This window comes from Pseudomonas sp. A34-9, assembly GCF_029543085.1.
Lineage (GTDB): Bacteria > Pseudomonadota > Gammaproteobacteria > Pseudomonadales > Pseudomonadaceae > Aquipseudomonas.
In genome coordinates, this window is sequence record NZ_CP119967.1 from 5,221,053 (window position 1) to 5,235,428 (window position 14,376).

11 protein-coding genes are annotated in these 14,376 nt (G+C 58.5%); 6 read left to right on the forward strand and 5 right to left on the reverse strand.

The window, feature by feature from the left end; genetic code table 11:
• Window positions 1-4: 4 nt before the first annotated feature.
• Both P3G59_RS23240 and P3G59_RS23245 read right to left on the reverse strand, forming a co-directional pair.
• Complete coding sequence (locus P3G59_RS23240; protein ID WP_277759127.1) at window positions 5-2,527, reverse strand: TcfC E-set like domain-containing protein; 2,523 nt, start codon at window positions 2,525-2,527, stop codon at window positions 5-7.
• A gap of 113 nt (window positions 2,528-2,640) precedes the next feature.
• Window positions 2,641-3,132, reverse strand: a complete 492-nt coding sequence (locus tag P3G59_RS23245; protein ID WP_277759128.1) for a CS1 type fimbrial major subunit — start codon at window positions 3,130-3,132, stop codon at window positions 2,641-2,643.
• Window positions 3,133-3,642: 510 nt separating this feature from the next.
• Here P3G59_RS23245 and P3G59_RS23250 point away from each other — a divergent pair.
• Complete coding sequence (locus P3G59_RS23250) at window positions 3,643-4,218, forward strand: PadR family transcriptional regulator (RefSeq protein WP_277759129.1); 576 nt, start codon at window positions 3,643-3,645, stop codon at window positions 4,216-4,218.
• Window positions 4,215-4,997: a siderophore-interacting protein gene (locus P3G59_RS23255; RefSeq protein ID WP_277759130.1), complete on the forward strand. Its 783-nt coding sequence runs from the start codon at window positions 4,215-4,217 to the stop codon at window positions 4,995-4,997. Before P3G59_RS23250 ends, P3G59_RS23255 begins: the two co-directional genes overlap by 4 nt.
• Before the next feature lie 97 nt (window positions 4,998-5,094).
• Here P3G59_RS23255 and P3G59_RS23260 read toward each other — a convergent pair whose 3' ends face one another.
• Both P3G59_RS23260 and P3G59_RS23265 read right to left on the reverse strand, forming a co-directional pair.
• A complete protein-coding gene (locus tag P3G59_RS23260) occupies window positions 5,095-5,736 on the reverse strand; it encodes a Pr6Pr family membrane protein (protein ID WP_277759131.1) in 642 nt (213 codons plus the stop codon).
• A 1-nt stretch (window position 5,737) separates the two neighbouring features.
• Window positions 5,738-5,968 carry a VF530 family protein gene (locus tag P3G59_RS23265; protein ID WP_007916799.1) on the reverse strand — a complete coding sequence of 77 codons (231 nt, stop codon included), beginning with the start codon at window positions 5,966-5,968 and terminating at the stop codon, window positions 5,738-5,740.
• 301 nt (window positions 5,969-6,269) lie between these two features.
• On the opposite strand from P3G59_RS23265, the gene P3G59_RS23270 reads away from it, so the two are divergent.
• From P3G59_RS23270 to P3G59_RS23285, 4 genes are all read left to right on the forward strand, one after another.
• Window positions 6,270-7,631, forward strand: coding sequence for a carbohydrate porin (locus P3G59_RS23270; RefSeq protein ID WP_277759132.1), 1,362 nt, complete (start codon window positions 6,270-6,272; stop codon window positions 7,629-7,631).
• A gap of 216 nt (window positions 7,632-7,847) precedes the next feature.
• Entirely contained in the window at window positions 7,848-10,259 is a 2,412-nt protein-coding gene (locus P3G59_RS23275; protein ID WP_277759133.1) for a glucose/quinate/shikimate family membrane-bound PQQ-dependent dehydrogenase, read from the forward strand.
• A gap of 522 nt (window positions 10,260-10,781) precedes the next feature.
• On the forward strand, window positions 10,782-11,156 hold the full coding sequence (locus P3G59_RS23280) for a DUF6124 family protein (protein ID WP_277759134.1): 375 nt from the start codon (window positions 10,782-10,784) through the stop codon (window positions 11,154-11,156).
• Window positions 11,157-11,336: 180 nt separating this feature from the next.
• Window positions 11,337-12,478, forward strand: a protein-coding gene (locus P3G59_RS23285) for an IS3 family transposase (protein ID WP_277758129.1) whose coding sequence is annotated in 2 segments (ribosomal slippage) — window positions 11,337-11,586 and window positions 11,586-12,478 — 1,143 coding nt in all. Because the reading frame shifts where the segments join, the coding sequence is not laid out codon by codon here.
• Window positions 12,479-12,901: 423 nt separating this feature from the next.
• Here P3G59_RS23285 and P3G59_RS23290 read toward each other — a convergent pair.
• On the reverse strand, window positions 12,902-14,080 hold the full coding sequence (locus P3G59_RS23290; RefSeq protein ID WP_277758418.1) for an IS481 family transposase: 1,179 nt from the start codon (window positions 14,078-14,080) through the stop codon (window positions 12,902-12,904).
• Window positions 14,081-14,376 lie beyond the last annotated feature (296 nt).

The following is a 14,376-nucleotide window of genomic DNA, read 5'->3' on the forward strand; positions in this document are numbered from 1 at the left end:
GGGATCAACCTGCCTTCTGTTCTGTGGAATTGACGTCGGCAAGGGTGTCCGGCGTGCAACGCAGGTCGCCGATCATCAACACATTGTTTTCACTGCGATGACTGCCGGCATCGAGGCGGAACTGACACAGCAACTGGTTGCCCTGACGCACTTCCAGGGTCGGTGAGCCGGCATTCATTTCCATCGAGAAGAACCCGTCGACTTCGGTCACCCCACGGCTGGCGTGGTTGATCACGTGGTGGCCCTTGAGCGCCCGCCCCTGCCCATCCACCAGTCGGCCGAGCACGGTCAGGGTTTTCATCACGCGGACCTTGCGGTACTCCACGCCCCCCTTGTTCAGGTGATAGCGGGTACGCGGTGGCTCGATGGACGCGGCCGGTACGTGGTTGCCCTCGAAGTCGAAACTCACCGAACTGTTCTGGTAAGCGGTGATCGGGATGAAATTGCGCCCCGGCTTCAACGCCGCACCGCCGCCGCTGTAATCGTCGGCCCGCAGAACGATGTCGTCGATGTCCGACTCGACGTCGACAATCAGCCCGGCGCCGCGCACTTCGCTCTGACTGGTCATGAGCATCTGCTGCCCGCCGACCACCAGCGTGCTGTCGACGTTGAGGCCGCCGGTGAAGTTGCCGTTGTAAGAAGAACGCTGGATGAAACCGTCGCCGCTGACCGAATCGGTGCGGAAATTGGCCAGGCTGGATACGCCCACGCCATACGTGTCGGTGAGCGCCGTAAGCGAGACGTTTTGCAGGACGTGATCCTGAAAATCCTTGCGCCAGCCGAGCGAAGCGTTGTTGTCACGCGTGCCGTCGCGGGCCGTGCGTGAGCCGATACTGCCGGTGATCTGCTGGCCGGGGGCGCCGAGCGCCATGTTGATGCTCAGGTCGACCCCGCGATTGCGCGCATCGCCGCTGCTGAAACTGCCCGGCCGATCAAAGACTGACAGGCGCCAACTGGCATCGCTGCCCAGCACCATCGTGCGCTGGGTCCAGCCCAGATCGACACCCATCCCTTCGACATTGCCCTCGCTGTGCGAGACCCGCGCGTTGACCGAACTCTTGCTGCTGAGGCGATGGTTGAGCGCCAACGAAGAATTACTGGTCTGGCCAATAAACACATTGCGCGGCCGGATCCGAGTGCCATCGGGCAACGTATCGTAGGTATTGGTGGTGTCGAGCCAACTGCGGTTGTGGCTGACAACAATGCTGCCGGCGCCGTAGTTGTAGAGGCTTTGCAGATCGAGACCGGTGCCGTAATCCTCGGTCTTGTAGACGTTGGCGTACAGACTGATGTGGTTGGCCAGGGTCCAGTCGATGGACGTGCCGTATTGCAGCTTTTCACGGATCTGCCGCGCCGACAGGCCGAGAATCACCCGTGGATGCAGCAAGTAATTGACCGAAGCGCCCGCCGTCGGGCTGCCGCTGGCCTGGGTGTCCCAGTTGCTCAGCAGTTTCTGTTCTTCACCGGCGAACACGTTGTAACGCCAGCGCTCGTCGAGGTTGCGCCAGTTGTTGGGCTTGTACACCAACTCCTGAGTGGTGGAGGTGATCTGGCCGTCTTCGATCAGCCGCACTTCCACTTCATAAATGCCGCCGGGCAATGGTCGGGTGTCGAGGGTCTGCAAACCGGCCGGCACCGATTGGGTATTGATCAGCAGGCCGTCGCGCCAGATCTCCACCGAACCCTGGCGGTTGGCAGTGACGTAGATCGGATAAACGCTGGGCATCGGGCTGTTGATGGCCAGGCTGTCGGAGCTGCCGTACATCACACCGACGGCGGTGTCGGGGCTGGTGCCGAACGTGCGCGGTTGACGGGTCAGCCCTTCGGAATTGGGGGTGAAATAGCCCAGGCGGAAAAAACTGCCTTGCAGTTCGCGCTGGGTGTGCAGCTCTTGAATGGCGTGATAAAGCTTGTCGTCCGGACCGCCGAGGCGGGCCAATTGCAGATTCAGCGTCTGGCTCCAGTTGCCCAGGCTTGAGCTGGCTTCTAGGCCAAAGCGTCCGCCGAGATCCTGGTCCTGACCGCCATTGAGATTGAGCTGATTACGCACCATCAAGCCGTGACTGCCGCTGTCGGGCTGTTCGTAATAACGCTTGGCCTCGACATCGCGTTCGGCGTTCTCGGTAAGAATCGAGACCAGCGAGTTTTCCAGGTTGTAGTGCACCGCCAGAAACTGGTCCGGGCAGGAGCCACTGCACGCCCCCAGTGGCACACCGGGCTTGAGAAAACTCGCCCACTTTTCGCGTTCGGCGGGGCCCAAACGGTTTTCGCTGGTGTCGGTGAATTCGAGCAGGGTGATGCGATCATCGCGGGACAACACCACCATGGCCTCACCCAGCGGTTGCTGATCGACTTCGACCCGTACCGCCAGAGGCACATCAAAGAAATGCTCTTCGAAATCCGCCGGCAAACCCTTGGCCTGCGCCAGCAGACTGCGGGGTGTGGTTCCGGTGGAGTTGGACGCCACGGCTGCGCTGGCACAAAACAACAGCGCAAGCGCAGCCGCGATGGGTGTCATCGGGAACATGAACTCGTACTCTGATTTACAAACAAGGAAAGTCCGCCGGGGCAAACATTGCTGCCTGCCCCGTCGGTTAGCGCCACGTTTAAAAGTGCACGCTTAGTGCCCGATCAATGCGATCAGTTGCCAGCAATCGGCGGCACGGCATCAAAGATCATCGCCACGGAACCGGTGTAATCGCCAGGCTGGAAGTTGCTGCCACGGGCGGAGATTTTCAGCGGTGCGCGGTAGTTGACGTCGGACTCCGACTCACCCACCACCATTTGCGGGGTCAGGGTCAGTTCCTTGTTATTGAGCAAGACTTGCAGGTCGATCGAGGTGTTACCGGCTACCAGTTTCGGCTGGCTTTCCAGGCTGGCGTGTACCGAGCCATTGTTGTTGCGCACATCGAAGAAGCCATTGACGTCGCGCATTTTGCCGGTGGTCGGCTGATAGCTCATGTCCTGATCTTTGTTCACCAGATCCGGATCGGTCGGCACCACATAGAAACCGTTGGTCGGCACATGCGCGACAAGGCTGATCGAGTGCGACGCTTCACCAGCGGCGAATGCGCCAGTGGAACCCAGTGCCAGAAGAGCCAGTGGAGCGGCGATTGCGAGTTTCTTGAACATCGTTATGTACCTGTTTTCTTGATAGGGGATGAACATTGAAAGTTCAAGACATGCACTGCCCGAGTCGCTGCCCGAGTTGAGCCAGGTCAAACTTGAACTTTCAATGTCGGGGCATCATCGGCTGTTGTCTCTGGAAAGTAAGCAAGTAACTTCCGATAACCGCGTAGTTCAACAACCCCATGACCCGCAAGAAAAAAGAACGAAAATCCAACTTTCAAAACAGTAACTGTAAGTCATGCCCTACATACAATTTAAGTTAAAAAACCATACAGCAACTTCGCCCCTGTATAGCAGGCACAAGTGCAGATTTTAGAATACTTGCTCGAATTAATAGAGTTTTGACTTTAACTTCAAAGTTATCGTTGGCCGATCAGCGGCAAAAATCGCCCTGTTGCAATTTTCGTTGCCAGCGCCGCTCGTCGTGACGTGAGGAGCATGAGCAAAAAACGTCTTGCCAGCACGTAAAGATATATCTTAAGTTGTATCTAAACACGACGAGAGAAGACAAAAATGAGAGACCATCATTCCCCCCACCGCGAACACGGCGACGGTCGCGACGGCTTTGAGAAGCGCCCGGGCCGCGAACGCGGCGGCCGTGGCCCGCGAGTATTCGCCCCCGGCGATCTGAAATTGCTGCTGCTGGCACTGGTCGCCGAACAGCCATGCCACGGCTACGACCTGATCCGCCAGATCGAAGGCATGTTCGACGGCGCCTACAGCCCCAGTCCCGGCGTGATCTATCCGACTCTGACCTTTCTTGAAGAAAGCGAACTGATTACCGGCGACGCCGAGGGCGGCAAAAAACGCTATAGCGTCACCGATGCCGGGCGCCTGTCCCTGAGCGAACAAGCCGTGGCACTCGATGGCGTACGCATGCGCATCGACGTCAGCAAGCGCTCGCTGCGCGGCCATGATCGGCCGCCGGAAATCCACGAGGCGGTGCACAACCTGCGCCATGCCCTGCAAATGCACCACGGGCGCTGGAGCGCCGAAGAAATTCTGCGTGTGCGTGACCTGCTCAACGACACCGCCAAAGCCATCGTCGACGGCCCTGCCGTTCAACCTGCCCCGGAGAAAGCCGAATGACTGCAGTCGATACCCAAACCATTCACCGCGTGATGTACGAAATAAAACGGCGCAAGCTGGAAGTGTTGCGTGTGGTCGACCTGACCCCGCGCATGCGCCGCATCACCCTCGGCGGGCCGGAGCTGGCCGGGTTCATCAGCCTCGGCACCGATGATCATGTGAAGTTGCTGTTCCCGCAGAACGCCGAACAGACAGCGGCGCTGGAAACCATGGTGCTCGGTGGCAAGAACGACGGGCCGACGCCCGAGATGCGCGACTACACCCCGCGTCGCTACGACCTCGATGCGCTGGAACTGGACATTGATTTTGTTCTGCACGGCGACGGCCCTGCGTCGACCTGGGCTGAGCAAGCTGCACCGGGACAATTCCTGCACATCGGCGGCCCGCGCGGCTCGATGATCGTGCCGGATATTTTCGACAGCTACCTGCTGATCGGCGACGAAACCGCCCTGCCCGCCATCGCCCGCCGCCTCGAAGGCCTCGCGGCCAATCGCAAGGCGCTGGTGGTGATCGAGGTGGAGAACGGTGCCGAGCAGCAAGTGCTGGAAAGCGCAGCGCAGGTCAATGTGATCTGGGTGTTGCGCGAGGGCGGCCAGGACAACCTGCTGACCACCGTCAAGCAATTGCAGGTGCCCAAAGGCAATCTGTACGCGTGGGTGGCGACAGAGACCAAAGTGTCGCGGCAGATTCGCCGGGTGTTGCTCGATGAGCACGGGCTGGATGAGAAGTTGGTGAAAGCCGTCGGTTACTGGCGCGCCGAAGGTTCCGAAGAGGAGTGAGCCCCCTGTAGGAGCTGCCGCAGGCTGCGATCTTTTAATTTTGTTTTTAAAAGGCAAGATCAAAAGATCGCAGCCTGCGGCAGCTCCTACAGTGGCTTTAACTTCGTGCGAACCGCCAGCGGTCGAGGCCGATCAGGGCCAAGCCAATCAGCACAAACCCCACCAATATCCCCCCGGCATTGATCAACACCTGTGGATAACCCAGCACCGCCACATCAATGAACGGATACGCATACGCCCCGAGCAAATGCCCGCGCAGCAAGGCATAGATGAAGTACACCAGTGGATAAATCAGCCACAACGGCAGATGCCACAGGCGCAATGTGCCTTTCGGTACGCAAAACCACCAATAGCCCAGAAATAGCAGCGGCATCACGTCGTGCAGCAATTCATCGGCAATAAATTGCCACCCTTCAGGGTGCCACAAGTGCCGCAGCAAAATGCTGTAGGCCAGTCCCACCACAGCGATACTCACGGCAATGCCACTGCTCACCCACGGCTGCAAAAACCAACGGCGTGCAGCGGATTCTCGCTCGGTCACGGCACAGGTCAGCACCGTCGCCACCAGCGTGTTGGTCAATATCGTGAAGTAACTGAAAAAACTCACCAGCCCGCCCAACAGGCTGGCACCGACACTCAAGCGCGCGAAGAAAATCAGGTAAAGCTGAATGGCCAATCCGGCCCAGCCCAACACGGCGACAAGGGTGATCAGGCGACGGCGCCGCCAGCCAGCGTCCATGTCAGAGCGGTCGCTTGGTGCGCATCAACTTGACGTACAAACGCTCGACCTTCTCCCGCGCCCATGGGGTTTTGCGCAGGAACGTCAGGCTCGACTTGATGCTCGGATCGCTCTTGAAGCAGCGGATATCGATGCGCTCGGCCAGCCCTGACCATTCGTAATGGCTCACCAAGGCGTTGAGGATCTGTTCAAGGGTCACGCCGTGCAGCGGATCGGGGGTTTGTTCGTTCATGCCAGGCCTTTGGGCGAAGTGAAAAATGCAGAAGCCGCGCACCTTAGCCGAGGGGGTGCTGCGGTGGAAGGGCTTCCTTCAAATGTAGGCCAACCGGTGAAGATCGCAGCCTGCGCCCGGCCCGACAATGCGCCCGTTTGCCGCACTGTTACCGAATCCGAAAGGCTGCATGTCAGCAAAAGCCCTTTGTCTTTTTGTTACAGATCATTATCCTGCCGCCCTTCGGCTGAATCGCTTCACTGCCTGCGACCTATTGAAGCACTCAGCCTGCACTCCCAAAACACCAAAAAAAGACTTCGCCATGCCCGATTTTTCCTTCTCCCGAGACAGCGCTATCTCAACCCTGCGCACCCTTGGCGGCTGCACCGCTCTCGGCCTCGTCACCTGTGTTCAAGCGGCTCCCGCGTTCGACAGTGAATCACCGTACATGCTCGGTGACTGGAACGGCACGCGCCCCGAACTCTCGGAAAAAGGCTACGACTTCAAACTCGATTACACCGGCGAAATGGGCAGTAACCTGCACGGTGGCTACGACCACGACCGCACCGCGCGCTACAGCGACCAGTTCGGCCTCGGCACGCATCTGGACCTGCAAAAGATCCTCGGCTGGGACGACGCCGAGTTTCAACTGACCATTACCAAACGCAGCGGCAACAACATCAGCAACGATCGCATCAACGATCCGCGCGTGGGCGGCTTCACCTCGGCCCAGGAAGTCTGGGGCCGTGGCCAGACCACGCGCCTGACGCAGATGTGGTACCAGCAGAAATTCTTCGATCAGAAGCTCGACATCAAGGTCGGCCGTTTCGGCGAAGGCGAAGACTTCAACAGCTTCCCGTGCGACTTCCAGAACCTGGCGTTCTGCGGCTCGCAGGTCGGCAACTGGGTCGGCGGCATCTGGTACAACTGGCCGGTCAGCCAATGGGCACTGCGCGTCAAATATCACCTGACGCCAGAGTTGTACGCGCAGGTCGGCGCTTATGAACAGAACCCGTCGAACCTCGATCGCGGCAACGGCTTCAAACTCAGCGGCAGCGGCACCCAGGGTGCGATCCTGCCGGTCGAACTGGTGTGGACGCCGAAGCTCAACGGCCTGCCGGGCGAATACCGCGCCGGTTACTATTACAGCAACGCCAAGGCCAGCGACGTCTATAAGGACAACAATGGCCAACCGGCAGCGCTGAGCGGTGAAGCCTATCGCAGCGCGTCGAGCAAGCACGGCGTGTGGCTGGGCATTCAGCAGCAGATCACCAGCGTGGCCAGCGACAACAGTCGCGGCCTGAGCGTGTTCGCCAACGGCACGATGCACGACAAGAAAACCAACGCGATCGACAACTACGTGCAGGCCGGCATCACCTACAAAGGCCCGTTCGATGCGCGCGCCAAGGACGACATCGGTTTCGCCCTCGCCCGCGTGCACGTCAACCCGGCCTATCGCAAAAACGCTGAAGCCAGCAACCGCGCCAACGCCGTGTACGACTACGACGACCCGTCCTTCCTGCCGCCGCAAGACACCGAATACAGCGCCGAACTGTATTACGGCGTGCACGTGACGAACTGGCTGACCGTACGCCCGAACCTGCAATACATCCGCCACCCCGGTGGCGTGAACGACGTCGACGACGCCCTGATCGGCGGGATCAAGATCCAGTCCTCGTTCTAGAAAGTCACTGAGATCCAATGTGGGAGCGAGCCTGCTCGCGAAAGCAATTTCAACTTCACCAAAGAAGTCGTCTGACACACCGCTTTCGCGAGCAGGCTCGCTCCCACAGGAAATTTCGTTAGCTAGACAAGTTTTTATCTGAACCATGCCTGTGCCAAATCGTCATCTAAAGTGACTACAGCGCGGGACTACATAAACGTCACGGAGAATCACACTATGAGCACCGAAAGTGCTTCGAGTCGGGGCCGTTTGCTACCGAGCCTGCTCGGCATTCTGCTTCTACTGATGGGCCTGGCCATGTTGGCCGGTGGGGTCAAGCTGAGCATGCTCGGCGGCTCGCTGTACTACCTGCTGGCCGGTATCGGCATTGCGCTGAGCGGCATTCTGATGCTGATGCGCCGTCGCGCGGCACTGGGCCTGTACGCCCTCGTCTTGTTTGCCAGCACCGTTTGGGCGCTGTGGGAAGTCGGTCTGGACTGGTGGCAACTGGTGCCACGTCTGGCCCTGTGGTTTGTCCTCGGCTTCGTGATGTTGCTGCCGTGGTTCCGCCGTCCACTGCTGCTCGCAGGCCCCGCGCCGATGGGCACTGGCGGTCTGACCGTGGCCGTGATTCTGGCCGGCGTCACCGCTTTGGCCAGCCTGTTCACCCACCCGGGTGAAACCTTCGGCGAACTGGGCCGCGACACCGCGGACACCACCAGTACCGCGCCAGCCATGCCCGATGGCGACTGGCAGGCCTATGGCCGCACCGAATTCGGTGACCGCTACTCGCCGCTGAAGCAGATCACCCCGGCCAACGTCGGCAAGCTGCAAGAAGCCTGGCGCATCCAGACCGGCGACCTGCCGACCGCTGATGACCCGGTCGAGCTGACCAACGAAAACACCCCGCTGAAAGCCAACGGCATGATCTATGCCTGCACCGCGCACAGCAAAGTGTTGGCCCTGGACCCGGACACCGGCAAAGAACTGTGGCGCTTCGACCCGCAGATCAAGAGCCCGGTGGGCTTCAAAGGCTTCGCGCACATGACCTGCCGTGGCGTGTCGTACTACGACGAAGCCGCGTACGCCAAAACTGAAAACGCAGCGTCCGCTGTGATTTCCGAAGCCGGCAAAGCCGTTGCTCAGGCGTGCCCGCGTCGTCTGTACCTGCCAACTGCTGATGCTCGCTTGATCGCGCTGAACGCCGACACCGGCAAAATCTGCGAAGGCTTCGGCAACAAAGGTGTGGTTGACCTGACCCAAGGCATCGGCCCGTTCACCGCCGGTGGTTACTACTCCACCTCGCCAGCGGCGATCACCCGTGATCTGGTGATCATGGGCGGTCACGTTACCGACAACGAATCGACCAACGAGCCATCGGGCGTGATCCGCGCTTTCGACGTGCGCGACGGCCATCTCGTGTGGAACTGGGACAGCGACAAGCCAGACGCCACCGAGCCTTTGGCACCGGGCGAAACCTACAGCCGCAACTCGGCCAACATGTGGTCGCTGGCCAGCGTCGACGAAAAACTTGGCATGGTGTACCTGCCACTGGGCAACCAGACCCCAGACCAGTGGGGCGCTGACCGCACCCCGGGCGCCGAGAAATTCAGCGCCGGCGTCGTAGCCCTGGACCTGGCCACCGGTAAAGTGCGCTGGAACTACCAGTTCACCCACCACGACCTGTGGGACATGGACGTTGGCAGCCAGCCAACCCTGCTCGACATGAAAACCGCCGACGGCGTGAAACCGGCGCTGATCGCCCCGACCAAACAGGGCAGCCTGTACGTCCTCGACCGTCGTGACGGCACGCCGATCATCCCGATCAAGGAAATCCCGGTCCCGCAAGGCGCCGTGAAAGGCGACCACACCGCACCGACCCAGGCCCGTTCGGACCTCAACCTGCTGGCCCCGGAACTGACCGAAAAAGCCATGTGGGGCGCGAGCCCGTTCGACCAGATGCTGTGCCGCATCCAGTTCAAAGAACTGCGTTACGAAGGCCAGTACACCCCGCCGTCAGAACAGGGCAGCCTGATCTACCCGGGTAACGTTGGCGTGTTCAACTGGGGCGGCGTCTCGGTCGACCCGGTTCGCCAAATGCTGTTCACCAGCCCGAACTACATGGCCTTCGTTTCGAAAATGGTGCCACGCGAGCAAGTCGCCGCCGGCAGCAAACGCGAAAGCGAAACCGCTGGCGTGCAGCCAAACACTGGCGCGCCCTACGCGGTGATCATGCACCCGTTCATGTCGCCATTCGGCGTACCGTGCCAGGCCCCGGCCTGGGGCTACGTCGCCGGTATCGATCTGACCACCGGCAAGGTTGTGTGGAAACGCAAAAACGGCACCAGCCGCGACAGCTCGCCGATCCCGATCGGCTTCACCCTCGGCGTGCCGAGCATGGGCGGTTCGATGGTCACGGCTGGCGGCGTCGGCTTCCTCAGCGGCACCCTTGACCAGTACCTGCGCGCCTATGACGTGAACAGCGGTAAAGAGCTGTGGAAATCGCGTCTGCCAGCAGGTGGTCAAGCGACTCCGATGACCTACACAGGCAAGGACGGCAAGCAATACGTGCTGCTCGTTGTGGGCGGTCACGGCTCGCTGGGCACCAAAATGGGTGACTATGTGATTGCGTACAAACTGCCGGAATAAGCTTTAGCGGCGGTAAAACAAAGGCGATGTCTCGTGAGGGACATCGCCTTTTTTGTGCATGCCAACCCACCCTGTAGGAGCTGCCGAAGGCTGCGATCTTTTGACTTTGTTTTTAAAAGCCAGATCAAAAGATCGCAGCCTTCGGCAGCTCCTACAGGTTGGAATGTGTGGGGTTGTAAGAATTGTGCTTGTCCTACAGACGCCGGGAATTGCGCGGAGTTTTCCGACAAGTCGCGTCGGTTGTGCCTCGGAAATCGGCTGGATAGGCTCTGGGGGTCGCTGCAAATTCAGCGAACGGGCGTCGCGGCCCGAGCAGTTCATTCGATTTGATGCATAATCGCCGGCCCAAACTGAAGCGCTCAGATGCTTTTTGTCTGGTTTGATGGTGGCTGTGCGCGGGATACCTTCGGGTATGCCGAGATTGCCGAATGGCTCGGTCCGCGAACCCGCGTACAGCTGCCACCCTCAGTCGCGTCGCGGCGAATGAGAGTGACAGCCCCACTTATCATTCGGAGCGTCACTATGAAAAAGCCTACACCCAATCCCCCCGAAACTACCGACACCTCGCCCTACGAATCCCCCGATTCGAAGAAATTCCACGAAGCCGCCGAACGCGCCCTCGACCACTACCTCAAGCCCAACGCCTTGACCCTGCGCTTCCACAAACCCAGCACCATGTTCCAGGTCGCCCCCGACCAGGACAGCGAAAGCCTGCTGGTCCACGCCTGCGAATCCCTGGCCCAGGCCAGCCTCATGACCAGCGACATCGCCGCCTACATCGACCTCCCTCAACGCCGGACGATTATGGCGATCCAGCAAATCATCATGCTCGCCGAACTGGCCGTGAACCGCGTGCTGGATAACCACGAAATCCCCCAACCTCCGCCACACAGCTAAAAGCCCCTCACCCTAACCCTCTCCCAAAGGGAGAGGGGACTGCTCGAGGTGTTTGGGAGATGTACACCGACGTGAGATACCGAGTCGAACTCAGATTCTGAAAAGCCCACAAATGATCTGGCTTAATGATTCTGGACACCCCTGAAGGGCGTAATCTACGCCCAACGACGAGGTGTAATTTTGACTAGACGGTACTTTTCGACAGATTTCAAACGGGACGCGGCTTGCTTGGTACTGGATAAAGATTATTCAGTAAGTGAGGCCTGCGAAGCGATGGGGGTGGGCCCGACCGCTCTGCGCCGCTGGGTTGAGCAGTTGCGCCAGGAGCGCAACGGCAAGACGCCCGAAAGATCCAAGGCCATGACACCCGATCAACAACGCATTCAGGAACTGGAAGCAAAAATCCGACGGATTGAGCGTGAGAAAGAAATCTTAAAAAAGGCTACAGCTCTCTTGATGTCGGATTCCCTCGATCGATAAGGCTGGTCGAGGAGTTAAGCGAGCAATATCCAAGAACCGAGTTGTGTGGTGTGTTTGGAATCAACCGCAGCAGTTTTTACGACCGGTTGAAACAGGGCACAAAAGTTGATGTTGAACGCGATCGCCTCAAGATCAAGGCTGTTGAACTGCATCAGCAAAGTCGCGGTTCGATGGGCGCGCGAGGCCTGTCAGAGGCGTTGCGTAACGAAAAGGAGTCTGTAGGTCGCTACATGGCTCGTAGCCTGATGCGCGAAATTGGATTAAAGAGCCAGCAACGGCGCAGGCATCGTTACAAACCCAGCGGCGCGGAGGCTCAATACGCCCCTAACCATTTGGAGCGTAAATTCAACGTCGAGGCGCCCAATCAAGTGTGGTGTGGCGACGTGACTTACATCTGGGCGGGTACTTACTGGGTTTATCTGGCTGCGGTACTTGATCTGCATGCCCGACGCATCGTCGGCTGGGCGATGTCCCGAAGCCCGGATTCAGCACTAACCTGTCAAGCCTTGAAGGTGGCTTTCGAGTCGCGAGGACGGCCTGAAAACTTAATGTTCCATTCGGATCAGGGCTGTCATTACAGCAGCAAAATGTTCCGTGAAACGTTGTCGGACATGCGGATAAAACAAAGCATGAGTCGACGGGGAAACTGCTGGGATAACGCTCCGATGGAACGTTTCTTTGGCAGTTTGAAATCTGAATGGATACCCAAGGCCGGCTACCGAAACGAAGACGAAGCCAGTACCGATGTGTTGCGCTACCTGACCCACTATTACAATCGGATCAGGCTGCACAGCCACAACGGTTATAGGACTCCGGTAGCCATGGAGGCCCTGGCGGCATGAGAAATGAACAAAACCCTATAACTGTGTCCAGTATCGTTTGACCAGATCACAAATCGGCTCCCTCTCCTAGGGGAGAGGGCTGGGGTGAGGGGTGAATTCAACGCCGAACAAAAGCCGACCGCATGCATGCTCTTCCACCACTCAACAGGATGAGCGTTAGCTCGGCTGCAGCTCTTGATCTTGATCCACGGGCGACGTCGGAAGGCTGAGTGGAGGGATTGATCCGGGCGTGGGAGCGCAGCGACCGTTTGGCGCAGCCAAACCCAGCGAGAGGAGGTGCAGCGAAGCAAACCGTAGGCGCTGCGCCCGGATCGATCCCGGAGCGAAGGAACCCCGAGCCCCAGCGAGCGGGCCGCACGCAGGAGCATGAACGGGACAACCACATAGGTAACAGTTAAGTTCAGGCACATGGGTAACACCTGATCACTTATTTTTGATTACTTTGAGCGTCAGATAACCATCCTTAGCGTCTCGTTCATCAACACGTCCCAGTAGAACAGGCCCAAAGATGATGTCCCAAACACCCTCGCTGATGCTCTCCAATCCGACTATCTGATGTTTCAGGACATAGCCCACATAGATTCTGAGCCTTCCTTTGTTCACTACGCCGTTGGAGTCCGTTCGGTATGCCTCAACATGGCTGGGGTATTTCATCTCCGGCAACTTTCTCGGAAATACCCGTGAAGAGCTGATGTAGCAAGAGGCCGGGGTTTTCTGCCCCAATGCCTCATGAAAACGCTCATGATTATAGTGCTGCATGAACAGATCAAAATGCTTCTGCTGAGCTCCCCACTCAATTTCCGGCGGTCTTGGCAATGTACTTTTAAGCGTGCGGTGCATGCGTTCATGCCGTCCGTTTTGCTCAGGTCGCCCAGGTTGAGTCCGCTCATGAATGATGCCTAGACGAGCCCACCAAATGGATAATTGTGATAACCCCGCACGCCCGCCGCTGGCAAAAGGGACACCGTTATCAGTGCGGATCCGCTCAGGCATCCCATACGTCTTAAATAACCGTTCGAAGGTGGCTTTGGCGTCCTTGAAAGTCGTGCTCGGCATACTTTCACAAGCCAGTAAAAATCGACTGGCGTGATCCATTACCGTCAACGGGTAACACCAGACACCGTCTCCTGTCAGGTATTGGCCTTTGTAATCAGCGCTCCAGAGCTGATTAGGAAGGTCGGCTTTCTGGAGTGGTTTTGGATAGACAGCGACACGCTGACGCAACCGTCGAGACACCACTAGCCCCGCTTTTTTAAGCACGTTGTAGATCGTGGTTTTGGAGGGCGGCGGCTGATCTGGAAACCGCTCTTGCAGGGCTGTCTGGATCTTTTTCGGGCCCGGCGTGGTTTGACCTTGGCGCCGCAGCTCAAGAATGGCTTCTTTGACCGCAAACGGCACAGCCTGTGCTTGAGAATGACGCTTGCGACTGCACTCCGCCAAGCCATTGATGCTGTCCGCGTTGTAGCGGGCCACCCACTTGTAGCCAGTCTTGCGACTGATGCTGTGAGCCGCACAGAGTTGACTGAAGTTGAGCCGACCGGACAGATAGTCGGCGATGAACATCACTTTAAGGTCCATAGGTTTCAGCTCTCGCCACGGCATGGTCAGATCCTCGGAATCGACCAGTGCCAGTTAAAAACTGTTACCTATGTGCTTGAACTGTTTTGTTACCTATGTGGGTGAGTCATACCAGCAAGCCTTTTTGGTTACTTTTTCGGCGTCTGGAAAAAGTGACCCGCCGTAAGGGCGGAACCCTAAGAAGCCGTTACCGCAGCAACGGATATACATACCAGACCACCACAACATGGTCGGCCCAAAGGCCGCCAAGACCAAAGAAACCCTGTCAAAACCCTGAACACACAAGCAGAAACATCCCCCGCCATTGAAACCACCCCAAG